Source organism: Bradyrhizobium sp. Tv2a-2 (assembly GCF_000472425.1).
Taxonomy (GTDB): Bacteria; Pseudomonadota; Alphaproteobacteria; order Rhizobiales; family Xanthobacteraceae; genus Bradyrhizobium.
Genome location: NZ_AXAI01000007.1, coordinates 384,190 through 410,254 on the forward strand (window position 1 = coordinate 384,190; position 26,065 = coordinate 410,254).

Sequence of the window (26,065 nt, forward strand, 5' to 3'; positions counted from 1 at the left end):
TGGGATGTTCAACTGCAGGAAACGCGTCTCGCGGACAACCGCCGTGCGGACATGGCCCTCTGCAATGATGCAGCGGGATTTCGCGCGAAGGAATTATGCGGCGCGGGGCTGCCGCGCGTGGCCTCGCCGTTGGCAATCGAGGCCAGGCACACTAAATCCCCGCCCATGAACCGTAGCGCTCTCCAGGACTTCGTCGATTGTCACCCGCGTCTGTTCGTCTTGACGGGCGCGGGCTGCAGCACGAACTCCGGCATCCCCGATTATCGTGATAGCCACGGCAACTGGAAGCGAACGCCGCCAGTCACCTACCAGGCCTTCATGGGCGAGGAGGCGACGCGGCAGCGTTATTGGGCGCGCAGCCTGGTCGGCTGGCGGCGGTTTGGCCGGGCACAGCCCAACGATGCGCATCGCGCGCTGGCACGGCTGGAGGCGAACGGGCAATGCGAGCTGCTGCTGACCCAGAATGTCGACCGGCTGCACCAGGCGGCCGGTAGCCGCCAGGTGATCGATCTGCATGGCCGGCTCGATCTCGTCCGCTGCATGGGCTGCGGGGCAAAAATCCCGCGGCAGGAGTTCCAGCACGAGATGGAGCGCCTCAACGCCGACTGGCTGGCGCTCGACGCGGCCGATGCGCCTGATGGCGATGCCGATCTCGAGGCCGAGGACTTTTCGTCCTTTGTCGTTCCGTCCTGCGCCGCCTGCGGCGGGCTGCTCAAACCCGACGTGGTCTTCTTCGGCGAAAACGTGCCGCGCGACGTCGTCGGGGCCGCTCATGACCGCCTTGAGCACTCCGACGCCATGCTGATCGTCGGTTCCTCGCTGATGGTCTATTCCGGCTTTCGCTTCGTCCGGGCGGCCGCGCAAAGACAGATCCCTATCGCTGCCATCAATCTCGGCCGCACCCGCGCCGACGATCTGCTCACACTGAAAGTCGAGGATCGCTGCGAAGCGGCGTTAGGTTTCCTGCTGGAGTAGAGGTCGCCGGGTGCGGCAGTCGCCGTGATCAGGCTACCGCCGTCAGCCTGCTATCGGCATCCGGGGTTGCGCAGAGCAGGCGCTTGCGAATGGCCTCTTCGACGAGCGCGAGCGCTTCCTTGGCCTGTCGCGCTTCGGCTTCAGCAACATCGGCGCGAAGCTCTGCAGCCGTCAACTTGTCCTTTTGGGCTTCGATACACGACTGTGCTTGCTGAAGGGCTCTGCACGCATCCTGCAACTTATGTTCGGTGGTGATGACGAATTCGCGTTGCGCCCGCTCGGCGGCCTCAGTTCGCATTTCGGCTAGCCGCAATCTTTCCAGGGCGCTCGTGCAAAGCGACTGCGCGCGTGCTTCGGTTTCGCGCGCGTGCTCCTCCATACTGCGGAAAACATCGGCTGCCTGATACACCAGATCTAGCGCCGTCGCTCCCTTGTCGGGGGCTGACACTGGGGCAAAGCCCAGGACATTCTCGTCCCTGCCGAAAGACGCTCTGGAATTACGCTGGGCCATATAACTCAAGCCTCGTCGCGAACACATACACACACGCACAGCATCATGAAAAGCTATGGTTAACAAATGGTTAAAGAACCCTTATACCGGGCATGCCGAGGCTGCAGCCGATCTAGCCCTGCGTGAGCGGAGCGGATGCCGTCGCTGCTGCGGGCAGACGGCCCGCGCGAGGTTTTGCCGGTTTGCTGATCTGCGCTGTGCGGCGAACTGAAACGCCACGGCCGGGCGCGTGCTCGACGGGCCCGGTGCTGAGCTTTGGAGCCGTTTCGGCTCGTTTGTGGCCGTCAGGTGAGATTCAGGGTGCGCGGTGCATTTGCACCATCAGGCTAAAGCGCGATGAGATTTGGTTGAATCGTCATCGCGCTTTCGGTCTTTGATTGAGCATGATCTTTTCGGAAAACCGCTACACACTTTTCCGGATCATGCTTTAGTGGGTCAGTTTGTAGCAATGCCCGCCGCCCCTGTGCCTTACGCGTGCGCGACACGCCTCCAGTGTCGAAAACGAGCAGTCAGGTTCTCCGGCGGCCGTCGCCCCTCTCAACTGCGCGCAAAACTTGGCAGCATTGGCAGAGCCTTGGGGATAAAGAGCGAAGCCCATCGCGAGAAGCAGCATCAGTGCGCCAAGCGCAAACTTCGAACGCCACATATCAAGCCTCCCTGTAAGGTTTTTGCCCCCCAGCTTTGAGGCTGCCCGTGCGGCAGCTTTTTCAGTGTTCCGAGCCGTCCACGGACGAACCCTGACGAGCACCGATATGGTTTTTAGCACGGAAGTGCACCTAGCGGTAGAGCGCTGAAGCATGATCCGGAAAAGTGTGTTGCGGTTTTCCGAAAAGATCATGCTCAGTCAAAAACCTGAAGCGCGATGACGATTCAACCAAATCTCATCGCGCCTTAGGCGGCCTGAAATCGTTGTTGCGTCGCCGTTGAGTGCAGCCTTGCAACGGCATCGAGCGTCGATCTCTTTGTCGAGGGATTTTGCGGTTGTGTGGCGAAACGCCTGTGACCAACGCCTGATCGCTTTGTGAAGTAACACCTTCCCTGGCTTGGTGATCGCAAAGGCCTGCGCGATGACTTCTTCCAAGCCGCTTCCCTCAGCGCCAGCCGAGGGCGGGAGCCACGTGTGTCAAAATCGATTCGAGCGCATGCGCGTTGTAGGCAACGCCCAATTGGTTGGGGACGGTCAGCAGCAGCGTATCGGCCTCGGCGATGGCCTCGTCCTGCCTGAGTTGCTCGATCAGGACATCCGGCTCGGCGGCATAGCTGCGGCCGAAGATCGCTCGGGTCCGCGGGTCGATGAAGCCAAGCTGGTCCTCATTCTCGCCGCCGCGGCCGAAATAGGCGCGATCGCGATCGTCGATCAGCGCGAAGATACTGCGGCTGACCGAGATCCGCGGCTTGCGCGTATGTCCGGCCTCCTTCCACGCCGCACGATAGGCGCGAATCTGCGCGGCCTGCTGCACATGGAAGGCCTCGCCGGTCTCGTCGTTCTTGAGCGTCGAGCTCTGCAGGTTCATGCCGAGCCTGGCCGCCCAGACCGCCGTGGCGTTGGAGCCGGCGCCCCACCAGATGCGTTCCCGCAGGCCCTCGGAATAGGGTTCGAGGCGCAACAGCCCGGGCGGATTTGGAAACATGGGTTGCGGATTGGGTTTCGCAAAGCCCTCGCCGCGCAGGAGGTCGAGGAAGATCTCGGCGTGGCGCCGCCCCATGTCGGCATCGCTCTCACCCTCTGCGGGCTGATAGCCGAAATAGCGCCAGCCATCGATCACCTGCTCGGGCGAGCCCCGGCTGATGCCGAGCTGGAGCCGGCCGCCTGAGATGAGGTCCGCGGCACCCGCATCCTCGGCCATGTAGAGCGGGTTTTCGTAGCGCATGTCGATGACCGCGGTGCCGATCTCGATCTTGCTCGTCTTCGCGCCGACTGCGGCGAGCAGGGGAAAGGGCGAGGCGAGCTGGCGCGCGAAGTGATGAATGCGAAAATAAGCCCCGTCCGCGCCGAGCTCCTCGGCTGCGACGGCGAGCTCAATCGATTGCAGCAGCGTGTCTGCGGCAGAGCGGGTCTGCGATTGCGATGAGGGCGTCCAATGCCCGAACGAGAGAAAGCCGATCTTTTTCATGCGGGCAATCTAGTCATGATGCGCGCCCACGACCAGTTCTCGGCGTGAATAGCAACGCGCGGGCCACCCTCACGAGCCTTGGGCTTGCTCAGCGCCCGGCAATATTAGCGGCCGCGGCTCTCAATTGAACCTGGCAAGCAGATCCTGCAGGGCTTCTTTCGCCAGCTCCTTCGCAATCTTCTTCTTCTCGATCGGAGTGGCGGTCGCAAATTGCTGGGCCGAGAGCGATACCCTGACCTGGATGGCGCCCTTCCTGGTGGCGGTCCTCACCATGAATTCGTTCTGACCGCCGTTTTGCTCAATTCGGATAGCAGCCATCCAGCACCCCTAAATCAGTCATTCCACGACGATAACGCACCGAAGGACGATCGGCCAAGGGCAAGCACGGACTGATCGGTGGACATTCGAGGTCCATTGTAAGGGGCCCAGCTCATCGACGTCGCCTGTCTGGCGTGGGGGAAGAACGCCGCGTTCTGATGCTGCCGAACCGGCTTGAACGATTGCGGTCTGACAACAGCGCGCTGAAAAGTCAAAGGTTTTTCGCTCTGCTCACGCTCGTTGTGTATCAGCTCGGGGATCATTTGCGAAGCCCTGACACTAGCACAACCGTTACGGTTCCCTCTATTGCCGATTCAATTTCCTTGATGAGGTTCTTGGACAGCTCCTGACAGTCGGCTTGACCAATCCCTGCACAGCTGCTGCTTCCGGTTCAAGTCCTCCGCCGAAACGAAGTTAGAGCCAGTGTCGTTGATCCGCTCCGACGTAATCGAAGTGGCGGTCTCCCGAGCCGAGAAAGCAACGGGATATAAAGTCGTGTTTGCAGGCTCCTGGCTTGATTGATTGAGGCTCGGGCAGATGTCGTGGGTCAAATCATCGCCGAACGATTACTGCGATTTAACTGGCGGATCGTGTGGGGGCAGGCGATGGCTGCCCGCGGCCAGCACCGGCCGCGAAAACCCTCCATTGAGACCGATGCCGGATATTGAGATCACCGAGGAGTGCCGTGCCCTGATCGCGGCCGAGTTCCCGTTCAACGAGACCTGGTGGCGCTTACCGGACGGCAAGTGGCAGATGGAGATTGATGCGGAAACCTTGCAGCGCTTGCAGAAGGTGCGGCGGCACGGCGAAACCATATCCGACTGCATCATCCGCGTGATCATCGTTACCCAGCACAGGCGCAGCTTGGTGGATAGACGTCAAATGCTTGGATGACAACTCATCATCTTCATCATCGAAGCTGGGCGGAGTGAACCTGGCCATCGCAGCCTGATGTCGATCCAGCGCATCTGAAAATCATTTTCAGCGGGTGACACAGTTGCCCGAGTTCATTGCGGGTGGGCGATCCGAGAGCCGGTTCGTCGCGACGGGCGCATGCTTCAGGTTAGGGCAGCAGTTTGATGCGTCCTTCAACCCGTGCGGCTTCAGGAGCCAGTAAGACGGTATCCCCGTTGCGCCAACGCGTGATAAAGTCGCGGGCATGCCGGCTCAGCAAATGACCGGATTGCCCCGGCGCGATGACGAACAGGCTGCGATCCAGATCCGCAAGGTCGTAGACTCCCCGATAAGACGGCCCGTGGATCGAATCGAAGCCGGTCCAGCCTGTGCTACCGCGATCGACCGTACTGTCGTCACCCGGGCTGGCGATGCGCGCGACGGCGAAACGGCCGATGATCGGGAATCGGCCGAGGAGCGGATGAGCGAACACCGCCTCATGCGCAGTCCCCCAGCGCCAGGCGGACAGATCTGAGCCGAATCGCTGAGCAAGCGCCGTGGTGACGTCAGTGAGTGTGGCAGTGAGCAATCCTGAACAGTCACCCCCGCACCAGTGTGCACCCGCGGGAGTCAGTACGAAGGCGACGAACTCCGCGGATGCGACCGCGACGGATGGCTCAATGTGGGCTTGTCGTAAAATCTCGCGTCGAAAGCGCTGCATCCAAGCATCGAAGATGAGTGGCTGGGGTTTATCCATCTCCATGGCCCCGTCCCAATTGGTCAACGTTGCCAAGGCCTGCGCGGCGATGGGATCCGTGGCATGTACCTTGAGCAGAACGGGCAGGAGTTCGATCGCGTAGGCGCTGACCACGTCTCGTTGGATAGCCGCAAAATCACCGGCAGTGTGCCGCTCGCTCGCGGCGATGCGTGCCCGGATGCGCTGGCTGCGCCAGTCGCCGTACCAATCGCGCGCCAGCAGAAAAGCGCTTGCCGGCCCGACGCGCTCGTTGGCGTTAACCAGCGAGCCGCCCGACGGATCAACATCATGGGGCAACACATCTCCGTTCGCCCACCCGATCCAGTCATGCGCCCCATCCGCACCAGGGACTGGCGCACTGCCGTCACCTGCACGACGGATGGGTACGCGACCGGTGACGTAGAGGGCGATGCGATCATGATCGGCGACGAGCAAGTTCTGTACCGGGGACGTGATCTCAGCGGCGGCCTTTCCGGCCTCCTCGACGTTGAGAGCGTGGTTCAACGCCATCAAGCCGGCCGCGGCCATATTACCAGGCGCGAGATTGGCGGCCTGCAGCGCCAAAACCGGCCCTTGTTCGCCCGCCAGCAGGTCGCTTATCACGGGTCCGTGGCGGGTCTCGCGCACACGGAGAATTTGGTCCGCCTGGCCGCGCACATGGATACGCTCCTCGCGTACGGCAAAAGGGCGTGGCCCCTCGGGTGTCGCGTAGCCGCTACCCATGGGCGTTTCGACGAAGAGATCCTGCACATCAGCGCCCGTGGTGGTGAAGGTCCAGGCGATGTGGCGGTTGTGACCGATCACGAGGAAGGGCAATCCAGGGGCCGTGGCGCCGGCGAGCGTCTCGTCCGGTGTATCTATGCGGGCAAGATACCAGATACCGGGCATGCCGAAGCCAAGATGCGGATCGCCCGCGAGCAATGGTGCGCCAGTGACAGTGTGCCGGCCGTCAGCCGCCCACTCGTTACTCGCCCTGTGTGGCTGAGTGTAGGGCAGCGGGAAATCGGGCAGCTCAGCCAGAAGTCTTCGTGCCGTGCCAACCAGCGCGGGATCGAGTCGCATTGCGTGTTGCCGTACGACGCTGGCGTCTCGCGGCCAAAGCTCGTCGATCTTCTGCTGTGGCAACTGCTCCGCTAGGCTGAGGCGGGCGAGTTCCACCCGCCAATTATCCGAGAGCCAGACGCCCATTGTCGCGCCCCAAAGCAGGCTGTCTACGGGAGTCCAAGGCTCGGGGGCGCCGAAGAGCAGGAACTCTTCACTGCTGAAGCGGCCGCGTTCGCCGATCCATGCATTTACGCCGCGCGCATAGGCTTCCAGCATGCGCCGCGTCGACTCCGGCATGCTGTCGAGATCGGATGAGACTCGAACGCGAAGCCCGAGTGTGCGCATCATTCGATCCATCGGCAGTGCCGCCGGGCCGCCGATCTCGGACAATCTCCCAGAGGCCGAACGACGCATCAACTCCATCTGAAACATCCGGTCGCGTGCATGCAGATAGCCAAGCGCTGTAGCTGCATCGAACAAGTCTGCCGCGCGGATCCGCGGCACACCATCTTCGTCCAGACGCACCATTGCCGCGGCGGAAAGTCCGGGGATTTGCAGCTCGTCGTTCGACGGCGGCAACGTCTGCCAAAGCAGGATCGCGACGACGCCAACTCCAACAAGCATGACACCGATGGAATAGGCGGCGGCCCGCATGACGGCTTTTCTCATCAATCTGCTTCCCGATCCCGGCATGTGCGAGACAGCGTTTCCAATCGCGATCAGTAGCCCATCCTGGCGGCTTTGTAGATCGTCCGCCTATCTCGACTTTCGTGAGCGAAAAAAGAAGGCGCGTGAGCCATTCTCAAAATTGGCATCGTGTCCCTGTTGAAAGACTACTGCAGCCGACGCGTGCGAAGAATGTGAGGCGCGGCGTTACCGGGTAATGTCAGTCATTGGAGGAGTGGTTGCGATTGTAATCGGACAACGTGCCCAGCGCGATGAGATTTGGTTGAATCGTCATCGCGCTTTAGGTCTTGATTGAGCATGATCTTTTTGGAAAACCGCTACACACTTCTCCGGATCATGCTTAGCGCGCTCCGCGATCGGTTCTGGTCTGCGAATCCTGTTATCCAAGTTGCTGTCCACGATAGCCGCGCTTGAGATCGCTGTTTTGTTGGTGATTTCGCGATTGGCTTGGCCGATCAGTAGTCAGCGCGCCGTCGTCTCCTTTCAAGGGTAACAGGCCCGGAATGCGCAACGCTTCGCCGAAGCGTAGCTCGGCGACGGAGTGTGACTCCGAGTAATTCAGGAGGTGCGTTATACGTTAAGTAGCCTCGAGGGATGGCTTCAGTACGTCCGTGAGCCAACCGAGGTCGCCATTGTCCGAAAACCAGCCCGCCTGGGCGAGCTCTTCGTCGCCGGAGACGCGAGCGAACTCGAGACCAGGTGGAAGCTCGCTTCGTAGCATAACGGCACGGCAGTTGGGATAGTCGCGAACACGCCATTTGGGGAGATGCGTCGGAAAGAATGCCAGGCACGGCACGTCGAAGGCATCGGCGAGATGCACCATGGCTGTATCGGTCGATATGATAAGTTTGGCATGACGAACCAACCCGCACAAATCTCCCAGGGTTTTGCAGGGCAAAGCGCGGATCACACGATTGCAAAGTTTATCCGGCACTTGGCCCTGAGTTACGACCGGACCGACAGCAAGTGCTTCCTGCAAAATGAGTTCGTGGACAGCTGGTGGCATGTTGCGCAAAGGCGTCGACGAATTAGGACAGACGAGAATGTAGCCAGACGGAAAGAGTGGCTCCGCGCTGACTACACGTGGCGATAGCCAGGCGTTCCGCTTGTCGGCGGTCGAGATCGAGCTCGATGGCACGCCGAGGCGCCGGAAGAAAAAGTCAATCATCGAGGTTCGCTGGAAATCGAGATCGAAAGCATAATTACGCAAGTCGATGACCCGAGCATATGATCCGTGATGATCGAAGTGTCGTTCCTTGGTTGCAAAGTGCCATGGCAGGGTTTTTATTCGAACGAACTCAGCAGCCTCGTAGATCGCTTGGACCATGGTTGGCAGATAAGGCAACCGAAACAGCGTTGCGGGTGCCGGAATGGCACGGATTCGCACAGCTACAGAGAGGGCTTGGAGCCCGATGATGCTATCGCCTAACGTCCGGCCAAATCCGTTGAGAATTCCAACCGAAGCAGAAGAGCCTTGATCGACGTCGCGATCCAATGCCGTGGTCTCGTTTGTCCCATGTAATTCATGTTCGGGTTCGTCAGTCACGGCGTGAGAATTATCGGTCAAGATTCTTTGAGGGGTCGTCGGGGCGCCCGACTTGATCTGGAGTCCAGATGATTTGGCAAAGTCCAATTGCACGTTCGTTGCAAGTTGGTGAAAGCTGGTTGCAAATGAAATGAAATGCAATTGTTCGCTTGGCGTGCGTCCTGCACCTGAGCTGCAAGTGTTGTTGCCGCTGGACTCGGCGGCAGTTGCTCGCTTGTGTCCGAGATAGGCCGCAATCGGACGTCCGCTTCAGCTCCAACGGTAGCAACGGGGCCGGAAGCCGATCTCAGAACGGGGCGCGCAAGCGACGGCGTTGCCTGACTGCAAATGCGATCAGCAGCGAGCCTGCGATCCCTGCCAGCGAAAGCCAGATGATCGCATATCGCATGTGCTCGTCGGGCAGATGCATCTGAAGCGGCCCGGGTTTGGGGATGCCGCTTGGTGGTATCGGCGCCTCCAAATCGATGTAGAACGGCGCTACCCGATCCCACCCGAGCGCCTGCGCCATCGCTAGATGATCACGGGTGAACCACAGCCGCCTGTCTTGCTCTACGTTGGGTGTGAACAAGCCGGCCGCTACCGGGAAACGGATGTAGCCCGTCATCAGTGCAGGCTTGTTGGTAATGAGGTGCGCCACTGCGCGATCCTGCTGGCCTCGATCCAGCATCGTGTTCGGCACGAAACCCGCGTTGACCGCGACAGTATCGCCGGTCGGTAGTCGGGCAGGGATGAAAGCCCAGCTGCCGGCACCGGAAATGTCATCGCGCATGCCCGTGCCGGAGCTGTAGACCATCGCATCCAGGCGGGCCTCATAGGTCGCCGTAAAGCTGACACGCCGGAACTCGTCCTTCTCGGCGGTCAGGGCGGGCCACTGCGTGGGATCGAACAACGCCACCGGCGCCGCGGCGAGACGCTCACTTAGCGCTGCAATGAGCGCGCGCTCCTCGACCTGGCGCCGCAATTGCCAGACGCCGCCGCCAACAAACAGCGCCATCATCACTAGCGCGAAAACGGCGAAGCCGCTGGCACCGCGTTGGCGAGCCCAGTCAATCATCGTAAGGCACCAAACGCTCTTGTCGCGTTGCCGGCGAGGCTTGCGTTTCTGCCTGTGTCGCGGTCGTCCGGCCTGAGTGCGTGTTCGCTCGCTGCATGCACGGCGATGCGGAGGCGCCAGGAGGCGCAATGAATTTGCTTCGCCTCATGTGACCTCCCTGTCGGTTGGCCCGCCTACGGCCGTCATCCGACCCTCGCTCCCGGTCTGCGTGGTCGCCGCGAGCAGTATCGAGCCCGCCCGCTCAGATTGCACCGAGCGTCAACTGACACAGCGTTTCACTATCCGTTCTGGTTGAAATGGCCAAGATATCCGATCTGCACGCAACCGGACAGGCGTTCAAAAATCTCGTCTTCAGCAAGACGGGCGCTTTAGGTTGAACTGCCTGGTGCTGCCGGACAGGATTGAACTGTCGACCTCTCCCTTACCAAGGGAGTGCTCTACCACTGAGCTACGGCAGCATGCCGGGGGCTTGACTCATAATATTAAAGAGAATCGACCCCGAGGGGGCCCCCGTGAGGCGCGGCGATGTGTGCCATAAGCACTCCGCTGGCGCAAGGTCGGGAGAGCCTGGGGAAGGCTCCAAATCGGGATAAAATCGGCCTCGGTGGCCGACAATTCCCGGTGCCTTGCCTCCTTTCCTTCAGGTTCCCGTTTTTGCCCGCAAAAGGCACTATGGTAAGCGTCGCGGGCGCGGGGATTGCGGCGTCGGCGGCTGGGACACAATATGTCCGGTGTGCCATGTTCAGTGCAACGCGGCGCGCCTTCGTCCCGCAAGCCCAACAATATCTGCGATGACCGACGAGACCCCCAAGAAGACCCGCAAGAACCAGCACCATTCCCTTCGTGGCGATGAGGCGCGGCAGGACCGCCTCAAGGCAAAATTGCGCGAGAATCTCAAGCGGCGGAAATCGCAAGTGAGAGAGCGCGGCCCCGTGTCATCGGACGGCCATCAAGACTGCCCAGATGAGGAGCTTGGCAAGACCAGCGCCTAGTCCCTATCTGGGTGTGCGAGTTCAAGGGGAAGTCAGATGGCGGACGACGGCGGAGCGGCTCAGGCGGCGGGCAATGGCGACGGCTTTATTGGCAGGGCGTTTCAGCGTTTTGAGCAGACCTTTCTCGCGCTGACCGCGCCCGAAATCGCGCGGATGCGCCATTTCGGCGACATCAGGACTTTCAAGGGCGGCGAGTGCCTGTTTAAGACCGGCAAGCCGGGGCCGGGCATGTTCGTGGTGCTGTCAGGCCGTGTCATCATCACCCAGCGCGACGGGCTCGGCCATGTCACGCCTGTGATCGAACAGGGGCCTGGCCAATTCCTCGCCGAGATCGGCCAATTGTCGGGGCGCGTGGCGCTGGTCGACGGCCATGCCGACGGCGATGTCGAGACGCTCTTGATTCCGCCGGACCGGCTGCGGGCGCTGTTGATGGCGGAAGCCGATCTCGGCGAGCGCATCATGCGCGCGCTGATCCTGCGTCGGGTCAATCTGATCCAGGGCGGCGTCGGCGGCCCGGTGCTGATCGGTCCGTCGAATTCGCCTGCCGTGGCCGGCCTGCAGAACTTCCTCACCCGCAACGGCTATCCGCATCATCTGCTCGACCCGGAGAAGGATCGCGATGCGGCCGAGTTGATCGAGCGCTATTCGCCTGTTGCCTCCGACTGGCCGCTGGTGGTCACCGCCGACGGCACCGTGCTGCGTAACCCCAGCGAAAACGCGCTGGCACGCGCCATAGGCATGATCGGCGGGCCGCGCGGCGAGAAGATCTATGACGTCGCCATTATCGGCTGCGGCCCGGCAGGGCTTGCGACCGCGGTCTATGCCGCCTCCGAGGGCCTGTCAGTCGCCGTTTTGGATTCGCGCGCCTATGGCGGCCAGGCCGGCGCCAGCGCCCGCATCGAGAATTATCTCGGTTTTCCCACCGGCATCTCTGGGCAGGCACTGGCCGGCCGCGCCTTCACCCAGGCGCAGAAGTTCGGCGCGGACATCATGATCCCGATGAGCGTCAAGACGCTCGACTGCTCGCGCAGGGACGGTTCATTCGCGCTCAGCCTCGATTGCGGCGACAGCCTGCGCGCCCGCGCCATCGTGGTCGCCAGCGGTGCGCGCTACCGGCGGCCAGCGATGGAGAACCTGGAAAAATTCGAAGGCCGCGGCGTCTGGTACTGGGCCTCCCCGGTCGAGGCGCGGCTGTGCTCCGAGCAGGAGGTGATCCTGGTGGGCGCCGGCAATTCGGCCGGGCAAGCCGCGGTGTTTCTCTCCGGCCATGCGAAAAAAGTGATCATGATCATTCGCGGCGGCGGCCTCGGCGCCAGCATGTCGCGCTATCTGATCGAGCGCATCGAGGCCACCCCCAATATCGAGTTGATCTTCAATGCCGAGGTGGTCGGACTCGAGGGTGATGGCGAGGCGTCGCTGCGGCGCGTGCACTGGAAGAGCCGGCTGGCGCCGGAAATCATGACGGAAGACGTCCGCAATCTGTTTTTGTTCGTCGGTGCCGATCCCGCAACCAACTGGCTCAAGGGCTGCGGCGTCACGCTCGATCGCGGCGGCTTTGTCGTCACCGGCGCGCAGTCCGAACTCAACCAGGGCCGAGGGGTGCCGCAGCTCGAAACCTCGGTGCCCGGCGTGTTCGCGGTCGGCGATGTCCGCTCGGGTTCCGTCAAGCGGGTCGGTGGTGCGATCGGCGAGGGCGCGCAGGTCGTGGCGGCGCTGCATGGCTTTTTGGGCGACATCGCGAAGCCGGCACTGTAACCTGAACATCCATAACGGGCATGATCCGGACCGGTACGGCCGCGCCAGCGCAAAGCGTGTAGCGGTTTTCCGAAAAGGATCATGCTCCAAGAGAACCGGGAGGAAGCCGCCAATGGCCCAAGTCATCGTGACCTACAAGACGCCGAAAGATCCCGCCGCCTTCGATCGCTACTACGCCGAGACGCATATCCCGCTGGCCAGCAAGATGCCGGGCCTGCGCAAATACCAGATCAGCCAGGGGCCGGTGGGCAGTCCGGCCGGCGCCTCGGGCATCCATCTCGTCGCCATCCTGACCTTCGACAACATGGCCGCCGTGGGAGCCGCGTTCGGCAGTCCGGAGGGCAAGGCTGCTGCGGGCGACGTTGCGAATTTCGCGACCGGCGGCGCTGACATCGCCTTTTTCGACACCAAGGACGTGTAATCGCCGATGGCCAGACTTCGCGAGTCCTGCACCCATATCGCCGGCATCCAGACCGTGACGCCAAGTGCCCTGGGCTGCGAGGAATGCCTGAAGATCGGCAGCCCGTGGCTGCATCTGCGGCTCTGCCGCACCTGCGGCCACGTCGGCTGTTGCGACGATTCCCCCAACAAGCACGCGACCAAGCATTTTCACGCCACCGGTCATCCCATCATCGAGGGCTACGATCCGCCGGAAGGATGGGGCTGGTGCTACGTTGACAAGGTGCTGTTCGACCTGTCGGAGCGCAAGACGCCGCACAACGGACCGATCCCGCGTTACGACTGATGCGTGGGATTATGAAGGTCATGCCAAGGCCTTGCGTGAACCTTGGCGGCTCCTGTCGCCGCCGCGACATAGTATTTTACCGTAAACCGGCGTAACATCGCTTCCATCATCAAATGGGGAGCATGTCATGATGCTGGGTCTGAGCCTTGCCAATTTCACACTTCTGCATGTCGTCATCAGCCTGATCGCCATCGTCTCGGGCCTGATCGTGATGTTCGGGATGCTTGGCTCCAGGGCGATGCCGGGGCTGACCGGGATATTCCTGCTCTTCACCATCCTGACCAGCGTCACCGGCTTCGGCTTTCCGTTTGAGAAGCTGTTGCCCTCGCACATGATCGGCATTCTCTCGCTGGTGCTGCTCGCGATCGCCTGCTTTGCGCTCTATGGGATGGGGTTGAAGGGCGCGTGGCGCCCGATCTATGTGCTGACGGCGTTGGTCTCGCTCTATCTCAATGTGTTCGTTCTGGTGATCCAGAGCTTCCTCAAGCTCCCCGCGCTGACCGCGCTCGCGCCTGGCAACCCGCCGAGCGGGCCGGTGTTCGGCGTGGTGCAGGGCATCGTGCTGGTGTTCTTCGCGGTCCTGATCATCGGCGTCTGGCGCCGCTACAGGCCGGTCAGCTTCGCCTGACATGTCGCCCCAGCTCAAGCTGATCGCACTCGACGAAGACGACCTCGCGGTGATCTCCACCCATGTGCAGGATGCGCATGTGCAGGTCTCCGACATCATCTGGCGCCAGGGCGAGAAGCGGCTGGTGATCGGCATGAGCCGGCTGGATTGGGAGCAGACACTCTCGGGCGAGGCCGCGCCGCGTCGGCTCGTCTCGGCGCTGCGCTTCGACCGCGTGCTGGTCTGCAAGTCGCGCAACATCGATCTTGCCGCGCCACAATCGAAGCTCGAGCTGATCGGCATCGAGTTTCACCCGGACGATGATCCCGCCGGCAGCGCGCTGCTGCTGTTTTCCGGCAACAGGGCGCTCCGCCTCGACGTCGAATGCCTGGAATGCGAGCTGACCGACCTCGGCGCCGACGATCTCGGCACCAGCGAGGACGGCGGCGAGCCGGGGATGTGATCCTGGCACCGTCATTCCGGGGCGATGCGCTGGCGTCAAACCCGGAATCTCGAGATTCCGGGTCTGGTCGTTCGGACCATCCCGGAATGACGGGAGGTCAAGGGTTGACGAGGCTCACCCGCCGCGCCATTGAGCAGGGGGGTGTTCGACCGTATCCCGCTCCCGGAAAGCCCAAATGCCCATTCGACTGGACCGCAGCAGCGCCGATTTCGACGAGCGTTTCAAGGACTTCCTCGCTGCCAAGCGCGAAGTGTCGGCGGACGTCGAGGCTGCCGCCCGCGCCATCGTCTCTGATGTCGCAGCGCGTGGCGACGCCGCGCTGCTCGAGGCGACCAGGAGGTTCGACCGGCTTGATCTTGCGGCCTCGGCCTTGCGGATCACTGCGGCTGAGATCGACAGCGCGGTCAAGGCCTGCGAACCAGCGACGCTGGACGCGCTGAAATTCGCCCGCGACCGTATCGAGGCCTTCCACCTCAGGCAGTTGCCCAGGGACGAGCGCTTCGTCGATGCAGTCGGCGTCGAGCTCGGCTGGCGCTGGAGCGCGATCGAATCGGTCGGCCTCTATGTTCCCGGCGGCACCGCGGCCTATCCGTCCTCGGTGCTGATGAACGCGGTGCCGGCGCGGGTCGCCGGCGTCGCGCGGCTGGTGATGGTGGTGCCGGCGCCCGACGGCAGGCTCAACCCGCTGGTGCTGGCGGCCGCGCATCTCGGCGGTGTCACCGAGATCTACCGGGTCGGCGGCGCGCAGGCCGTTGCCGCGCTAGCCTACGGCACGGCGACGATATCGCCGGTGGCGAAGATCGTCGGCCCCGGCAATGCCTATGTCGCCGCGGCCAAGCGGCTGGTGTTCGGCAAGGTCGGCATCGACATGATCGCCGGTCCCTCCGAGGTGCTTGTCGTCGCCGACGACACCGGCAATGCCGACTGGATCGCTGCCGATCTGCTGGCGCAGGCCGAGCATGACGAGAGCGCGCAATCGATCCTGATCACGGATTCGGCGCGTCTTGCCGACGACGTCGCACGCGCCGTGCAGTCGCAGCTCGCAACCTTGCCGCGCGCCAAAATCGCCGGCCGTTCCTGGGAGGATTTTGGCGCGATCGTCCTGGTGCAGACGCTCGACGATGCCGTGCCGCTCGCGGACGCCATCGCGGCGGAGCATCTGGAGATCATGACCGCCGACGCGGACGCCTTTGCGAAGAAGATTCGCAATGCCGGCGCGATCTTTCTGGGCGCCCATACGCCCGAGGCGATCGGCGACTATGTCGGCGGCTCCAACCACGTGCTGCCGACCGCGCGCTCGGCGCGGTTTTCCTCAGGGCTCGGCGTGCTTGATTTCATGAAGCGCACCTCGCTCCTGAAATGCGGCCCCGACCAGCTCCGCGCACTCGGCCCGGCGGCGATGGCGCTGGGCAAGGCCGAGGGCCTGGATGCACATTCACGCTCGGTCGGATTGCGCCTCAATTTGCCATGACCAAGCAACCGCCCAGCGATGACTCCAGGAACCGCGTGGTCGCGGTCACGCTCGACGAGGAGTCCATCGGGCGGTCCGGGCCCGACATCGAACATGAGCGCGCGATCGCGATCTACGATCTAGTCGAGCAGAACCTGTTCGCGCCCGCAGGCGCGGAGGCGGACGGCCCTTTCAAGCTGCATATCGGCATCACCGGCAATCGGCTGATGTTCGACATCCGCCGCGAGGACGACGGGCCCGTCGTCGCCCACCTGCTGTCGCTGACGCCGTTCCGCCGCATCGTCAAAGATTATTTCCTGATCTGCGACAGCTACTACCAGGCGATCCGCACCGCGACGCCTGACCGGATCGAGGCCATCGACATGGGCCGGCGCGGCATCCATGACGAGGGCTCGCGCACGCTGCAGGAGCGTCTGAAGGGCAAGGTGCGGATCGATTTCGAAACCGCGCGGCGGCTGTTCACGTTGATCACCGTCCTGCATTGGAAGGGTTAACCCCTTATGGCGCCCGGCGCGCGCAATCCGCAGTCGGTCCTGTTCGCATGCGGGTTCAACAGCGTGCGCTCGCCGATGGCCGAGAGCCTGCTGCAGCGCATGTTCCCGCAGACGCTGTATGTCCGTTCCGCCGGCGCCAAGAAGGGCGTGCTGGATCCGTTTGCGGTCGCCGTCATGGCGGAGCTCGGCCAGGACATCTCTGCCCACAAGCCGATGACGTTCGAGGAATTGGACGACTGGGAGGGGCTCAATTTCGACCTGATCATCACGTTGTCGCCGGAGGCCCATCACAAGGCGCTGGAGGTGACGCGCACCATGGCCGCCGATGTCGAATATTGGCCGACCCACGACCCCACCGGTGAGGAAGGAAGTCGCGAGCAGAAGCTGTCGGCCTATCGCGAGGTGATGGACACGCTTCTGATGCGCATCCGCAAGCGCTTTGCCAACGTGGGGGCGGCCAGCGGCTGAGGTCCGCGGGAGGGCGCGATTCGCGGCATGCGCGTCCCGCACATCTCGGCTTGATGACACCGCCCTGATATCGGCCATTTCGGGTTTCGCCCTGATCACAATGGGTTGTGAAACCAGGGTGCTTCCGTTACGGTCCGCGCGCAATTGCACCGCCTCGAATCCCCGCCGACCGCTTGCCCTTAAAACAATCGCATGCTTGGCCGTCCCAAATTCGTTCTTGCTTCCGGTTCGCCGCGGCGCCTGTCGCTGCTCAATCAGGCCGGCATCGAGCCCGACGCGCTCCGTCCCGCCGACGTCGACGAGACGCCGCGGCGCGGCGAGCTGCCGCGCGCTTGCGCCAATCGGCTGGCGCGCGCCAAGGCCGATGCCGCGCTGAAATCGGTGCATCTTGATGATGAACTTCGCGGCTCGTTCATCCTCGCTGCCGACACCGTGGTGGCGGTCGGCCGCCGCATCCTGCCCAAGGCGAATCTGGTGGACGAGGCTTCGCAATGCCTGCGGCTGTTGTCCGGCCGCAACCACCGGGTCTACACTGCGGTTTGCCTGGTGACGCCACGCGAGGCGTTCCGCCAGCGCCTGGTTGAAACCAGGGTGCGCTTCAAGCGGTTGAGCGAGGAGGACATCCAGGCCTATATCGGCAGCGGCGAATGGCGCGGCAAAGCCGGCGGCTATGCCGTGCAGGGGATCGCCGGTTCCTTTGTGGTGAAGATGGTAGGTTCCTACACCAATGTGGTCGGACTGCCGCTCTATGAATCCGCCACGCTGCTTGCCGGGGAAGGCTTCCCGATCCGGTTCGGCTGGCTCAATGCCGCTGGCGTCTGAGCCGGCGGGCGGCGCCGGTGGCCAAGGCGGGGGCAGCGGCGACCAAGGCGGGGGCAACCAAGGCCGCGTCCGCAAAGGCAAGGGCAGCAGCAGCGGCGCGAGCCGAACCTGCCCGATCTGCGGCAAGCCCTCGCAACAGGCCACCCGCCCGTTCTGCTCCAAACGCTGCCGCGACGTCGATCTGAACCGCTGGCTGTCCGGCTCCTATGTCGTCCCGGGCGCCGAGGGCGAGGATGAGGGCTCCGAATAGCGCTTATCCCTCAATATTTTAGGGAAAAAGCGGGAAACCGCCCGCGGTTCACGAAACCAGGGGCGAAGCGAGGTTTACAGACCGGTTCGACCCCACTATAAACCGCCCGCTCGGTGGCCCCTGTTGTTCTCTCAAGGGCGCATCAAGAGACGCCCAGGTAGCTCAGTTGGTAGAGCATGCGACTGAAAATCGCAGTGTCGGTGGTTCGATTCCGCCCCTGGGCACCATTAAGATCAATCACTTAGCTCATTTCGGCTTCGGCGTGTATCTGACGCTGTCCGCACTGTGTCCGCATTAACCGTGGGGACCCGCCTCCGCCTGCTGCGCGTCATCGCGTCGCGGTACGCCGAATAGCTCGTTGGAAACGCCCCAGCCTGTCCAGTAGGCGCGAACCCACGCCGACGCGGCCGTCAGAACCAGTCGGCACCGACCTTGCCGAAACGTTTCGAGCGTCCGGTCACCATAGAACGCTTCGATGCCAACGCCCGTCGCCGCATCAACATCGAAGAGCGGCGCAAACTTCGGGTTCAAACCATCGAAATTAGATGTCGTCATGCCGCCTCCGGCCGCTCCGCAAGCGCCAGCCCGCGCAGGTAGTCCGCGGCCTTTGACGCGTGGCTGCACGCGGTAAAGAAGGCTCGCTTGTCGGCCCTCAATAACTCGATCCAGTGCCCAATGTACCCCGCGTGCCGGAGGTCCCCGTCGAACCCGAACTCTGCGCACAGGAACGCGGCGCCCAGTTCCGCAATCAGCTCCTCGGCTGCGTAAATTTTTGAGCCAAAGCGGTTCTTCAAATCCCGATCGAGGCGAGATCCATGACCGGTCCAGTGCACCAACTCGTGGTATGCGACGCTGTAGAAGTGGTCCGCGCCCTTGAACGCCTCGAATGCGGGCATGGAGATGAAATCGCGGCTCGGCACGTAGAACGCTTCACCATGTCCCTCGCGAATGTCCGCGCCAGTTGAGCGTAAGAATTCATCGGCGAGCTCGTCGCGTGTGCCTGGATTGCGAAAGCGTATCGGCTTTGCCTTGATGACGCTGTCGGGAAGACCTTCGCACTGGTCGACGTTGAAAACGGTATACGCGCGCATCATGGGGATTAGCCGCGTCGAACTGTCGTCCGTGTCTTCTCGGATTTCGAGCTGTTTGACGAAATACACCGCCGTGCCGCGTTCGCCCTTGCGCACGTGGCCTCCCAGGTCCAAAGCCTGCTTAAAAGTCAGAAAGCGCGGAGTCCGATATCCTTCCGCTTGCGCCATCCACAACAGAACAACGTTCGTTCCCGAGTACGGACGGTTGCTCACTGCGTTGCAAGGTGTGTTCCCGCAAGGTGTTGCTGACCACGGCTTGACCCAAGGCGGCGCGCCGGCTTCTAGCTCGGCAACAATGCGTGCCGAGACTTCCGCATAGAGGTCGCGTTTCATGACTACCCGCTGGCTTTAGCTGAAGCGACCAAGGGGAGGTCGCGTTTCCACAGCCGCGTCGGGTCCTCAGGGCGCGCACTTCACCCCCCGGGGGTACATGGACAGGCCCCCGTCTCGCGCGCGCGAAGACGTGGCTCGAAAATACGCAGCCCCGGCTCTTGAAAAGGTTAAGAGTTCGTAAATCCCGCTCTGACGGGAAATGACGGTGCAGGCCGGAAACGGCTAAGCGTTGAAAGTCGATGCGCGAAGTAAGCGCTCACTCGAAATGGACGGCGAGCCAAACCGTTGGCTGTTGCTGGTCCGTCCACTCGACGCGGTGGCGTTTCCTTGCGGGGATGAGGACATAATCGCCCGCCTCCATCGACCGCGTGGCAGGCTCGTCTTCAAACTGCAAGGTGGCGCTACCCTTGAGTAAGATTACCCACTCATTCCACGCCTGATCGTACCAGAACTCCGGTGGGCTAGAGTGCCCCTGCGATATGATGCGCTCGATCTTCAACCCAGGCCGAGCGAAAATTTCGCTAAACGCCTCTTGTCCCGCGCTGGTGGCTGAAATGTCCGCAAATAGATTGCCTGCCCGGACTGTCATCGATATTTCCCGCGCCATTCACGTCTGATTGTCCACGATGTCCGCGCATGATTGTCTCCGGGTGCGGTCACCGCAAGTGGTCCACAGCAGCAAAATCCAGCATCCGCCCACGTGTCGGCTGTTAGGGGTACACCGGACATGGCCAGTGCCTGGGCAACACCGACGCTTTTGACACATCTGAGACATGAGCGGTCCGCTTTTGCTGCGATGCGCGGCCCTGAGCTGTTATACTCCGCATAATCCTGCGGTTTGCGGCCACCGCGATGAAACGGCGAAAGGGAAATGCCATGCCCGACGATGAAATGAAAGCTGAGCTCGAACGTCTCCGCAGGGAGAACGAGGCTCTGAAGAAAGGAGCTTCCGAGGGCATCCGCATGAAGGTAAGTGAAAAGGGTGCCGTCTCCGTTTACGGAATGGGGCGCTTTCCAGTGACGTTATATAAAGAGCAATGGTTGAAGCTTCTGAGCATGTCCGATGAGATTCGTGCGTTTATTGCGGAAAATGAAACGCAACTGAAGGCGAAGGATTGACGGTCCCTCAGGCCCACGTCCGAGGAGCAACAACATGATCACACACACACCAGAGGAACTTCCCACGAGCCCGTTCGCGATCATGGGCGACACGATACCGCCCCGAGATCTTGATGAAGACGAAGAGGACGAGGAAGAAGAGGACGGCGCCGACGAACCGCCGGTTGTGCGCGAGCCGGATGAGGACTAAGCAGGATGCTTTGAGGTGATCGCATGAGACTGCCAGGCAAGCTTGTGCGATCCAGCCGGCGAAGACCGGTCCGAGTTTGGGGAGTAGCGGCGGCTTGGTAACGAATGTTGCGTGGCCCCTGGCGACGGCGGCCGCGAAGCATACAGAGAGATTGCACACGGATCTCAAGTTAGTTCTCCCGGGGCTCGAGGAGGATCCACGTCGTGAAGCGGGACTTCGACCTCATCGTCTATGGCGCGACGGGTTACACCGGCCGTCTCGTCGCCGAATATCTGGCGACGTCCTATCGCGGCGACGATGCTCCGTCCTGGGCGATCGCGGGACGCTCGACCGACAAGCTCCAGAAGGTGCGTACCGACGTCGGCGCACCAGACAATTTGCGTTTGGTTAAGGCGGATGCCGCCGAGCCGTCCAGCCTGCGTTCGATGTGCGAGCGTGCGGCCGTGATCATCACGACGGTCGGGCCCTATCAGCGCCACGGTTCCGAGCTTGTGGCAGCCTGCGCGGCCACGGGCACGGCCTATGTCGATCTGTGCGGCGAACCGGCCTGGGTGCGGCGCATGATCGACACCCATCACGAAGAGGCGGAACGGACCGGCGCGCGCATCGTCTTCTCCTGTGGCTTCGATTCCATCCCGTTCGATCTCGGCGTGCTCACATTGCAGGAGAAGGCGCGCGAGAAATTCGGATGCCCGGCGCGGCGGGTCAAAGCCCGCCTGCGCAAGGTGAAAGGTGGCATGTCTGGCGGCACCGCGGCGAGCGCCCGAGCGACGTTGGCCGCCGCCGCGCGCGACCCGGCCTTGATCAAGCTGCTGAGCGATCCCTTCGCGTTGACGCCGGGGTTCACCGGGCCGTCTCAGCCGTCGGGCCTGATTCCCGAATACGACCCGAGCATGAACGTGTGGCTCGTGCCGTTCCCGATGGCGCCGATCAATACCAAGAATGTGCACCGCACGAATTTCCTGTTGGGTCATCCCTACGGCACGGACTTCGTCTACGACGAGATGATGGTCGCGCCGGGATTAGGGGAAATCGCTCGCGTGACGACGGAGACGTTCGCCACTATGGCTTCCTTGCTCCGGACCGGTCTCAAACCCGGCGCAGGTCCGACACGGGAAGAGCGCGAGAAGGGCTTCTACGACATCCTCTTCCTGGGCGAACTGCCGGATCGCGGACGGGTCGAGGCGGTAGTCACGGGGGACCGCGATCCGGGCTACGGCTCGACCAGCAAGATGATCGCCGAGAGCGCACTCTGCCTCGTGCGCGACGTGCAGGGCGAGGGCGGCATCTGGACGCCGGGCGCGCTGATGGGGCCGACGTTGCGCAAGCGTCTGGAGGAGCGCGCGGGCCTGACCTTCAGCGGGTTTTGATAATGCTCAGAACCGCAGCGGCGTGCTGGATTACGTGGATCGTAACCAACGAAAGCGCGGCTTGGCGAACGCGACCTCAAATCTGGCTCAATGGCCGGTTCTGGCCCCAAGCGGCCGACCCGGCATGTCCGCCAGATGTCTGCTCTGTGGGAGTGAAGCGGACCCGATATGCTCGATCTGAGTTCTTCCGGGTGTGACCCGAACCGGACCTCACCGCATCGCAGCGATTGCGCAGTCCCTTCTCGTGGCCGGCTGCACTCTCACGAGGAGGCGCCAACGCGGAAGTTGCAACCCTTTCAGTCGGATTTCTGCGATGCTCGCGTAACTGGCGACTATCGCGCCGAACACTGTCACTGGGATACGCCCGCCTGCTGACGCCGCCTTGTCCGCCTTCGCCCACGCACACTCTCCGCGTAGGCATAAATGTCCGTTTGCCCGCTACGAAGGAAATCAAAAAACTCCAAATTACTGTATTTGCATGTCTGGCAAATGCTCAACAGGATCATGTCGTTTTTGACCGACCTCTCTGTGAAGCTTCCGCGAGTAATATCTCTCAATTTAGAAAACGCTTTGATCGCATGCTCCGCATTATTGTTGTGCCACGGGACGCCGTCGTGATTTAAGAACGTGAACAGCTTGTTGCGGTTTTTTACAAATCGATGTCTACACTTCGTAGCCTCCTCACTTTTGCAGTCCAGTTTAGCAATTTTCCGGTAGAAGCGCTCTACGTCCAATTGGTGCTTTCCCAAAAAGCGCTTCTTTAAGCCTCTGCGATCTACCGTATCGACAATCGGCTTCAGCAACCCAGCGAATTCCCGCACTATGTCTTTCAATTCCTCATCGTACGGGTGCTTAAGAACGTTATCGTTCAGTTCGCGCATCAAGTGAATCAAACATTTTTGCTGGTCGCAATTAAGAGCGTCGTAGGCTGTAAAAAAGTCGCTCACCAAAATGCCCTTAAAGTCGTTTAGCATCTCTTGAAGGAATGCCCCTTCGCGGCTCTCCTTGTACAAATAGACAACGTCGTGCAAATTAGTGAAGACCCAGATGTAAGCAGTAGCACCTCTGATGCTGACTTGCGTCTCATCCACATGCAACAGACTTCCGCCCAAAAGATGGCTAAGGATGGTCTTGTAGGTTGACTCGTATCGCTTGGCTGCCGTCCTTTTAACGGTCGCCAATGTCCGCGAACAAATGTCCAGCTTGACGCAACGAGTCAGGATTTCCTCGACTGTCTGAAACGGAATACAAAGTTCAACTGTATGATATAAAACGTAGGCGACCAAAGTGCGGCCAAGGTGACTTTGGGGCCAGAACTCCTTGGGCTCACCAAATTTTTGATTGCAATGCGAGCACCAATAATAATGGAATTGGCATCGCACAATCCAACGTTTTACGGAAGATTTGCCGAACACGAGATCGTACAGTATCCGCTTGCAAACTGAACGCTCAGCTAAGTCTCCGCCGCAGGACGGACAGAAAGACAGCTTGGGATAAATAATCGTTCTGCTTACAGGAAGATGGCTGTGTGGCCCGAGGTGCGCTCGTCTCAATTGAGACGCCCTCGGTTCGGCTAGCTTTTTAGACCTAACCCAGATTCTATCTCGCTGATAGTCCCACCATGCTGCCGCACTGATCTTCTCAAATTCTTTAAATTCGCTCTTAAATGGACCCCATATTTTGCGCGGACTCCTGAGCGACTCTACATAGACAGTGTGTTCAGATCCTTGTCCGCTGTGCAGGTCCGTAGAATGTAGTTGAAGCAGCGTCTGGGCGACAATTTCCGCTGCTTGGCAGTCCTCTGCGTTGTATTCAACAAGTGCACGTTTCAGTGCGCTATTATGCGACGCCTCCCAGTCACGGCGGCAAGCAATCGATTTGACAGAAGTTAGTGACGTGTTGGACCATTCGAAGCCAAGCCAACGAGCAATGCTCTTCAGACTGTTTGAATATGTTGGAAAGTAGACCTGCCCGTTGATAACTGACAGAAGATTTGTCGGGCCGTGGTTTCCATTGTTTTCGAGGACCGTCTCAAGTGAGAGTCCGTAACGCGAACCCATTTGCTTTAAAAACTCTGTCTCGAAGGCGCCGTAGTGGATTAGCGACGGTTTATCAATGGTCCTGAGTATGTTGAGAAATTGGAAATAGATCTGCGCCTCGTCTGCTGCGGTGTCAGCCCAGAGACTATGCTGAACTACTGAATCGCCATTCCTGAGTCGAAGACCAATAAGGTAGTAAAAGTCACGATCAGGAATCCCTTCGACATCGAAAAATACCGGTGTGTCTTCGATCCGCAGCTCCGGTCGACCGGCAATGTGGAGTTTCTTTTCACGAATCGCCAGTGCCTTCAGTGAGTGGTGATATCTCTCCTGCTTGTTGCGCATTTTTTTGGGCCGGCGACGCGGCAAAAATGCGAACGAGAGTTGCTTGACGGTAAAGGTACCTCTGTTGTTTAGCTTCTTACGCTCTTTCGCTGTCATAGCCGAAAGGAGGCTAAGGTCATCTTGCTGAGTCGCCTCTGAGTGGCAACGAGTTTGAAATTCACACTCGGCGCAATGACGGTTCAATACAAGTTCCGGTGGTGCAGAACCGGTCAACAGCACTGCGATCTTATCGACGCGTTTTCGTACCTCGCTGACCAATGTAGAAATCTTCACCTTCGAGGTGGCATGATTGTCGCCATGGACTATTTTGCCAACGCTGATCTCGCGTCCCAGCGATTGTGAGAGCGTAAGGGCATCGAACGCCAGCAACAATTTGTCGTCTTTATCCAACTTGTTGGTGAAAATAAAACGGATCGGAATTAGGTGTATCGGGCCGCGATCCTTGGCTGGCACGAGTTGGATCGCATGGAGATCGGTCTCTAGAATGTTTGAGTCCAGTTGTGCGCCCGTCATCAAATTGGTGGCTAAGCGCCATGAGGCGGTGTTGACCTCTTTCAAGTCTGGAGAGCGCGCAATCTCGTTTGTGGGCCACGCGGCGACCAGCCGAGCGACCTCGGCTGTGCGGTAAGAGTGGTTCTGCGCTTTCACCCATTTTGGGTAATCGTTTTCGGTAGCGGGTTCGTTGGTGGCTCGCAGCCAACACTTCGTGGAACACTTTAGGTAGGCATGAAGCAGGTCTGAAGTAATTTTCATTCTCACACCCGTTGAGTAAGGCTATCCGGCCTGCACTCCGTTCGAGTTAGGTGGAATCCACCTGATCTAGCCCTTCGAACTTGCGGGGCTCACATAGAATCACGCAAGCTATCCGCATGTGCCTTTCGGTTCGAGGATTGCAGCGCATCCTACCCAAAATGGCACCTCGCGGTCAGGGGTCTGTGGGCTGCTTCTCGCTCCATCGGAAATGCCACCGAATGTCCGCTCCCGGCCCGTTTGAGACATGCAGACGGACACCAAAAAGGTCTGCTTATGAGGGAAGACCGGAAGTCATCGGTGCACGGCCAAATCGACGCGATTGACCCTGAGCAGACATCTGATCGAAAAACCGACCGAGCGTACCCGGCTAACCGTTACGTCGACGCTTTCTCAGCCGGTCGCCTTGCGACGAGAACACTGCTGACACACTGGAACACTGTTTCGCGCCTCTGGTTGCGTAGGTGGGGTTGGCTGCGAATGATTCCCGTATCTGGTCTCGACTTCGACTCTCGCTTCTCTAAGACGATCGACTCGAGGTCTAGCTCGTCGCCTGGGCGAACAGCGTTCGGCAGCCTCAGCTCATCATAACCTAGTCCGGCAAGCGCACGGAGTGGTGGCTGCACTTTATTGGTTAGAAAGATGAAGATCGAGAACGTGTGGGCGGCAGATGCCGTCAATCCCCTAAAGACGGAACGAGCAGCAGCCTCTTCATCGATATGGAAGGGGCGGGGGTCGAACTGCTTCGCGACCTGAATGATTTCGGCCTTAGAGACCAGATAGGGACCAGCCTTGCGGCTATCACCAATTTCGAAATCCTCAAAGTATCCGCTGCTCATCGGTCAATCCTCTACCAAGCGA

The 26,065-nt window shown here is 60.9% G+C and carries 28 protein-coding genes and 2 tRNA genes; 17 read left to right on the forward strand and 13 right to left on the reverse strand.

Annotation, left to right across the window (positions count from 1 at the left end; translation table 11 throughout):
- Positions 1-51 precede the first annotated feature (51 nt).
- On the forward strand, positions 52-975 hold the full coding sequence (locus A3AI_RS0116950; RefSeq protein ID WP_084800949.1) for an NAD-dependent protein deacetylase: 924 nt from the start codon (positions 52-54) through the stop codon (positions 973-975).
- A 28-nt stretch (positions 976-1,003) separates the two neighbouring features.
- Here the strand turns inward: A3AI_RS0116950 and A3AI_RS0116955 are convergent, their stop codons facing one another.
- The 4 genes from A3AI_RS0116955 to A3AI_RS0116970 all read right to left on the reverse strand — a co-directional run bounded on the left by A3AI_RS0116955 (position 1,004) and on the right by A3AI_RS0116970 (position 3,918).
- Positions 1,004-1,486, reverse strand: a complete 483-nt coding sequence (locus A3AI_RS0116955) for a hypothetical protein (protein ID WP_024516744.1) — start codon at positions 1,484-1,486, stop codon at positions 1,004-1,006.
- A gap of 844 nt (positions 1,487-2,330) precedes the next feature.
- Positions 2,331-2,567: a hypothetical protein gene (locus tag A3AI_RS47570; protein ID WP_156927810.1), complete on the reverse strand. Its 237-nt coding sequence runs from the start codon at positions 2,565-2,567 to the stop codon at positions 2,331-2,333.
- Between the two features lie 10 nt (positions 2,568-2,577).
- Positions 2,578-3,600, reverse strand: a complete 1,023-nt coding sequence (locus A3AI_RS0116965) for an LLM class flavin-dependent oxidoreductase (protein ID WP_024516746.1) — start codon at positions 3,598-3,600, stop codon at positions 2,578-2,580.
- A 120-nt stretch (positions 3,601-3,720) separates the two neighbouring features.
- A complete protein-coding gene (locus tag A3AI_RS0116970; RefSeq protein ID WP_024516747.1) occupies positions 3,721-3,918 on the reverse strand; it encodes a hypothetical protein in 198 nt (65 codons plus the stop codon).
- A 654-nt stretch (positions 3,919-4,572) separates the two neighbouring features.
- Here A3AI_RS0116970 and A3AI_RS0116975 point away from each other — a divergent pair.
- The gene (locus A3AI_RS0116975; protein ID WP_024516748.1) at positions 4,573-4,812 is read left to right on the forward strand and encodes a hypothetical protein; all 240 of its coding nucleotides are present in this window, start codon (positions 4,573-4,575) and stop codon (positions 4,810-4,812) included.
- Between the two features lie 169 nt (positions 4,813-4,981).
- On the opposite strand, the gene A3AI_RS0116980 is transcribed toward A3AI_RS0116975, so the two are convergent.
- The 4 genes from A3AI_RS0116980 to A3AI_RS0116995 all read right to left on the reverse strand — a co-directional run bounded on the left by A3AI_RS0116980 (position 4,982) and on the right by A3AI_RS0116995 (position 10,358).
- Positions 4,982-7,282, reverse strand: coding sequence for a penicillin acylase family protein (locus tag A3AI_RS0116980; RefSeq protein WP_198030126.1), 2,301 nt, complete (start codon positions 7,280-7,282; stop codon positions 4,982-4,984).
- A gap of 595 nt (positions 7,283-7,877) precedes the next feature.
- Entirely contained in the window at positions 7,878-8,933 is a 1,056-nt protein-coding gene (locus A3AI_RS0116985) for a glycosyltransferase family 9 protein (RefSeq protein WP_156927811.1), read from the reverse strand.
- A 199-nt stretch (positions 8,934-9,132) separates the two neighbouring features.
- A complete protein-coding gene (locus tag A3AI_RS0116990) occupies positions 9,133-9,900 on the reverse strand; it encodes an SURF1 family protein (RefSeq protein WP_024516751.1) in 768 nt (255 codons plus the stop codon).
- 383 nt (positions 9,901-10,283) lie between these two features.
- Positions 10,284-10,358, reverse strand: a tRNA-Thr gene (locus A3AI_RS0116995).
- 333 nt (positions 10,359-10,691) lie between these two features.
- Between A3AI_RS0116995 and A3AI_RS0117000 the strand changes: the two genes are divergently transcribed.
- The 12 genes from A3AI_RS0117000 (at position 10,692) to A3AI_RS0117055 (ending at position 18,194) form a co-directional block, all read left to right on the forward strand.
- Positions 10,692-10,892 carry a hypothetical protein gene (locus tag A3AI_RS0117000; protein ID WP_024516752.1) on the forward strand — a complete coding sequence of 67 codons (201 nt, stop codon included), beginning with the start codon at positions 10,692-10,694 and terminating at the stop codon, positions 10,890-10,892.
- 36 nt (positions 10,893-10,928) lie between these two features.
- Positions 10,929-12,647, forward strand: coding sequence for an FAD-dependent oxidoreductase (locus A3AI_RS0117005; protein WP_024516753.1), 1,719 nt, complete (start codon positions 10,929-10,931; stop codon positions 12,645-12,647).
- 112 nt (positions 12,648-12,759) lie between these two features.
- Positions 12,760-13,068, forward strand: coding sequence for an EthD family reductase (locus A3AI_RS0117010; protein WP_024516754.1), 309 nt, complete (start codon positions 12,760-12,762; stop codon positions 13,066-13,068).
- Positions 13,069-13,074: 6 nt separating this feature from the next.
- Positions 13,075-13,392 (forward strand): UBP-type zinc finger domain-containing protein, encoded by a 318-nt coding sequence (locus tag A3AI_RS0117015; RefSeq protein WP_024516755.1) that lies wholly within the window; start codon positions 13,075-13,077, stop codon positions 13,390-13,392.
- Positions 13,393-13,519: 127 nt separating this feature from the next.
- Complete coding sequence (locus tag A3AI_RS0117020; RefSeq protein ID WP_024516756.1) at positions 13,520-14,020, forward strand: hypothetical protein; 501 nt, start codon at positions 13,520-13,522, stop codon at positions 14,018-14,020.
- Position 14,021: 1 nt separating this feature from the next.
- Positions 14,022-14,462, forward strand: a complete 441-nt coding sequence (locus A3AI_RS0117025) for a DUF2948 family protein (RefSeq protein ID WP_024516757.1) — start codon at positions 14,022-14,024, stop codon at positions 14,460-14,462.
- A gap of 175 nt (positions 14,463-14,637) precedes the next feature.
- Positions 14,638-15,933, forward strand: a complete 1,296-nt coding sequence (hisD, locus tag A3AI_RS0117030) for a histidinol dehydrogenase (RefSeq protein WP_024516758.1) — start codon at positions 14,638-14,640, stop codon at positions 15,931-15,933.
- A complete protein-coding gene (locus tag A3AI_RS0117035; protein ID WP_024516759.1) occupies positions 15,930-16,427 on the forward strand; it encodes a UPF0262 family protein in 498 nt (165 codons plus the stop codon). Before hisD ends, A3AI_RS0117035 begins: the two co-directional genes overlap by 4 nt.
- Before the next feature lie 6 nt (positions 16,428-16,433).
- Entirely contained in the window at positions 16,434-16,895 is a 462-nt protein-coding gene (locus tag A3AI_RS0117040) for an arsenate reductase/protein-tyrosine-phosphatase family protein (RefSeq protein ID WP_024516760.1), read from the forward strand.
- A 192-nt stretch (positions 16,896-17,087) separates the two neighbouring features.
- A complete protein-coding gene (locus A3AI_RS0117045; protein WP_024516761.1) occupies positions 17,088-17,717 on the forward strand; it encodes a Maf-like protein in 630 nt (209 codons plus the stop codon).
- Positions 17,701-17,967, forward strand: a complete 267-nt coding sequence (gene yacG / locus A3AI_RS50245) for a DNA gyrase inhibitor YacG (protein WP_024516762.1) — start codon at positions 17,701-17,703, stop codon at positions 17,965-17,967. Before A3AI_RS0117045 ends, yacG begins: the two co-directional genes overlap by 17 nt.
- Positions 17,968-18,118: 151 nt before the next feature.
- Positions 18,119-18,194 (forward strand) — tRNA-Phe (locus A3AI_RS0117055).
- 67 nt (positions 18,195-18,261) lie between these two features.
- Here A3AI_RS0117055 and A3AI_RS0117060 read toward each other — a convergent pair.
- From A3AI_RS0117060 to A3AI_RS0117070, 3 genes are all read right to left on the reverse strand, one after another.
- Complete coding sequence (locus tag A3AI_RS0117060) at positions 18,262-18,522, reverse strand: hypothetical protein (protein WP_024516763.1); 261 nt, start codon at positions 18,520-18,522, stop codon at positions 18,262-18,264.
- Positions 18,519-19,391, reverse strand: coding sequence for an ArdC family protein (locus A3AI_RS0117065; protein ID WP_024516764.1), 873 nt, complete (start codon positions 19,389-19,391; stop codon positions 18,519-18,521). The genes A3AI_RS0117060 and A3AI_RS0117065 overlap by 4 nt, the downstream gene beginning before the upstream one ends.
- Before the next feature lie 256 nt (positions 19,392-19,647).
- Positions 19,648-19,980, reverse strand: a complete 333-nt coding sequence (locus tag A3AI_RS0117070; RefSeq protein ID WP_024516765.1) for a cupin domain-containing protein — start codon at positions 19,978-19,980, stop codon at positions 19,648-19,650.
- A gap of 287 nt (positions 19,981-20,267) precedes the next feature.
- On the opposite strand from A3AI_RS0117070, the gene A3AI_RS0117075 reads away from it, so the two are divergent.
- The 3 genes from A3AI_RS0117075 (at position 20,268) to A3AI_RS0117085 (ending at position 22,070) form a co-directional block, all read left to right on the forward strand.
- A complete protein-coding gene (locus tag A3AI_RS0117075; RefSeq protein ID WP_024516766.1) occupies positions 20,268-20,510 on the forward strand; it encodes a hypothetical protein in 243 nt (80 codons plus the stop codon).
- A 34-nt stretch (positions 20,511-20,544) separates the two neighbouring features.
- The gene (locus tag A3AI_RS48770; protein WP_198030127.1) at positions 20,545-20,700 is read left to right on the forward strand and encodes a hypothetical protein; all 156 of its coding nucleotides are present in this window, start codon (positions 20,545-20,547) and stop codon (positions 20,698-20,700) included.
- Positions 20,701-20,903: 203 nt separating this feature from the next.
- Entirely contained in the window at positions 20,904-22,070 is a 1,167-nt protein-coding gene (locus A3AI_RS0117085) for a saccharopine dehydrogenase family protein (RefSeq protein ID WP_024516767.1), read from the forward strand.
- A 350-nt stretch (positions 22,071-22,420) separates the two neighbouring features.
- On the opposite strand, the gene tnpC is transcribed toward A3AI_RS0117085, so the two are convergent.
- Positions 22,421-25,207 (reverse strand): IS66 family transposase, encoded by a 2,787-nt coding sequence (gene tnpC / locus A3AI_RS0117090; protein WP_036048529.1) that lies wholly within the window; start codon positions 25,205-25,207, stop codon positions 22,421-22,423.
- A gap of 374 nt (positions 25,208-25,581) precedes the next feature.
- A complete protein-coding gene (locus tag A3AI_RS0117095) occupies positions 25,582-26,043 on the reverse strand; it encodes a MaoC/PaaZ C-terminal domain-containing protein (protein WP_024516769.1) in 462 nt (153 codons plus the stop codon).
- Positions 26,044-26,065: the final 22 nt, after the last annotated feature.

Bases quoted from the DNA above. Each gene is read 5' to 3' on its own strand.
- A3AI_RS0116950 (WP_084800949.1), top strand. From the start codon at position 52: ATGGCCCTCTGCAATGATGCAGCGGGATTTCGCGCGAAGGAATTATGC.
- hisD (WP_024516758.1), top strand. From the start codon at position 14,638: ATGCCCATTCGACTGGACCGCAGCAGCGCCGATTTCGACGAGCGTTTC.
- A3AI_RS0116980 (WP_198030126.1), bottom strand. From the start codon at position 7,282: ATGAGAAAAGCCGTCATGCGGGCCGCCGCCTATTCCATCGGTGTCATG.
- A3AI_RS0117005 (WP_024516753.1), top strand. From the start codon at position 10,929: ATGGCGGACGACGGCGGAGCGGCTCAGGCGGCGGGCAATGGCGACGGC.
- A3AI_RS0117095 (WP_024516769.1), bottom strand. From the start codon at position 26,043: ATGAGCAGCGGATACTTTGAGGATTTCGAAATTGGTGATAGCCGCAAG.
- A3AI_RS0117045 (WP_024516761.1), top strand. From the start codon at position 17,088: ATGCTTGGCCGTCCCAAATTCGTTCTTGCTTCCGGTTCGCCGCGGCGC.
- A3AI_RS0117070 (WP_024516765.1), bottom strand. From the start codon at position 19,980: ATGACAGTCCGGGCAGGCAATCTATTTGCGGACATTTCAGCCACCAGC.
- A3AI_RS0116955 (WP_024516744.1), bottom strand. From the start codon at position 1,486: ATGGCCCAGCGTAATTCCAGAGCGTCTTTCGGCAGGGACGAGAATGTC.
- A3AI_RS0117020 (WP_024516756.1), top strand. From the start codon at position 13,520: ATGATGCTGGGTCTGAGCCTTGCCAATTTCACACTTCTGCATGTCGTC.
- A3AI_RS0116990 (WP_024516751.1), bottom strand. From the start codon at position 9,900: ATGATTGACTGGGCTCGCCAACGCGGTGCCAGCGGCTTCGCCGTTTTC.
- A3AI_RS0117010 (WP_024516754.1), top strand. From the start codon at position 12,760: ATGGCCCAAGTCATCGTGACCTACAAGACGCCGAAAGATCCCGCCGCC.
- A3AI_RS0117065 (WP_024516764.1), bottom strand. From the start codon at position 19,391: ATGAAACGCGACCTCTATGCGGAAGTCTCGGCACGCATTGTTGCCGAG.
- A3AI_RS0117040 (WP_024516760.1), top strand. From the start codon at position 16,434: ATGGCGCCCGGCGCGCGCAATCCGCAGTCGGTCCTGTTCGCATGCGGG.
- A3AI_RS0117060 (WP_024516763.1), bottom strand. From the start codon at position 18,522: ATGACGACATCTAATTTCGATGGTTTGAACCCGAAGTTTGCGCCGCTC.
- A3AI_RS0117025 (WP_024516757.1), top strand. From the start codon at position 14,022: ATGTCGCCCCAGCTCAAGCTGATCGCACTCGACGAAGACGACCTCGCG.
- A3AI_RS0116965 (WP_024516746.1), bottom strand. From the start codon at position 3,600: ATGAAAAAGATCGGCTTTCTCTCGTTCGGGCATTGGACGCCCTCATCG.
- tnpC (WP_036048529.1), bottom strand. From the start codon at position 25,207: ATGAAAATTACTTCAGACCTGCTTCATGCCTACCTAAAGTGTTCCACG.
- yacG (WP_024516762.1), top strand. From the start codon at position 17,701: ATGCCGCTGGCGTCTGAGCCGGCGGGCGGCGCCGGTGGCCAAGGCGGG.
- A3AI_RS0116975 (WP_024516748.1), top strand. From the start codon at position 4,573: ATGCCGGATATTGAGATCACCGAGGAGTGCCGTGCCCTGATCGCGGCC.
- A3AI_RS48770 (WP_198030127.1), top strand. From the start codon at position 20,545: ATGATCACACACACACCAGAGGAACTTCCCACGAGCCCGTTCGCGATC.
- A3AI_RS0117075 (WP_024516766.1), top strand. From the start codon at position 20,268: ATGCCCGACGATGAAATGAAAGCTGAGCTCGAACGTCTCCGCAGGGAG.
- A3AI_RS0117035 (WP_024516759.1), top strand. From the start codon at position 15,930: ATGACCAAGCAACCGCCCAGCGATGACTCCAGGAACCGCGTGGTCGCG.
- A3AI_RS0117000 (WP_024516752.1), top strand. From the start codon at position 10,692: ATGACCGACGAGACCCCCAAGAAGACCCGCAAGAACCAGCACCATTCC.
- A3AI_RS0116970 (WP_024516747.1), bottom strand. From the start codon at position 3,918: ATGGCTGCTATCCGAATTGAGCAAAACGGCGGTCAGAACGAATTCATG.
- A3AI_RS0117015 (WP_024516755.1), top strand. From the start codon at position 13,075: ATGGCCAGACTTCGCGAGTCCTGCACCCATATCGCCGGCATCCAGACC.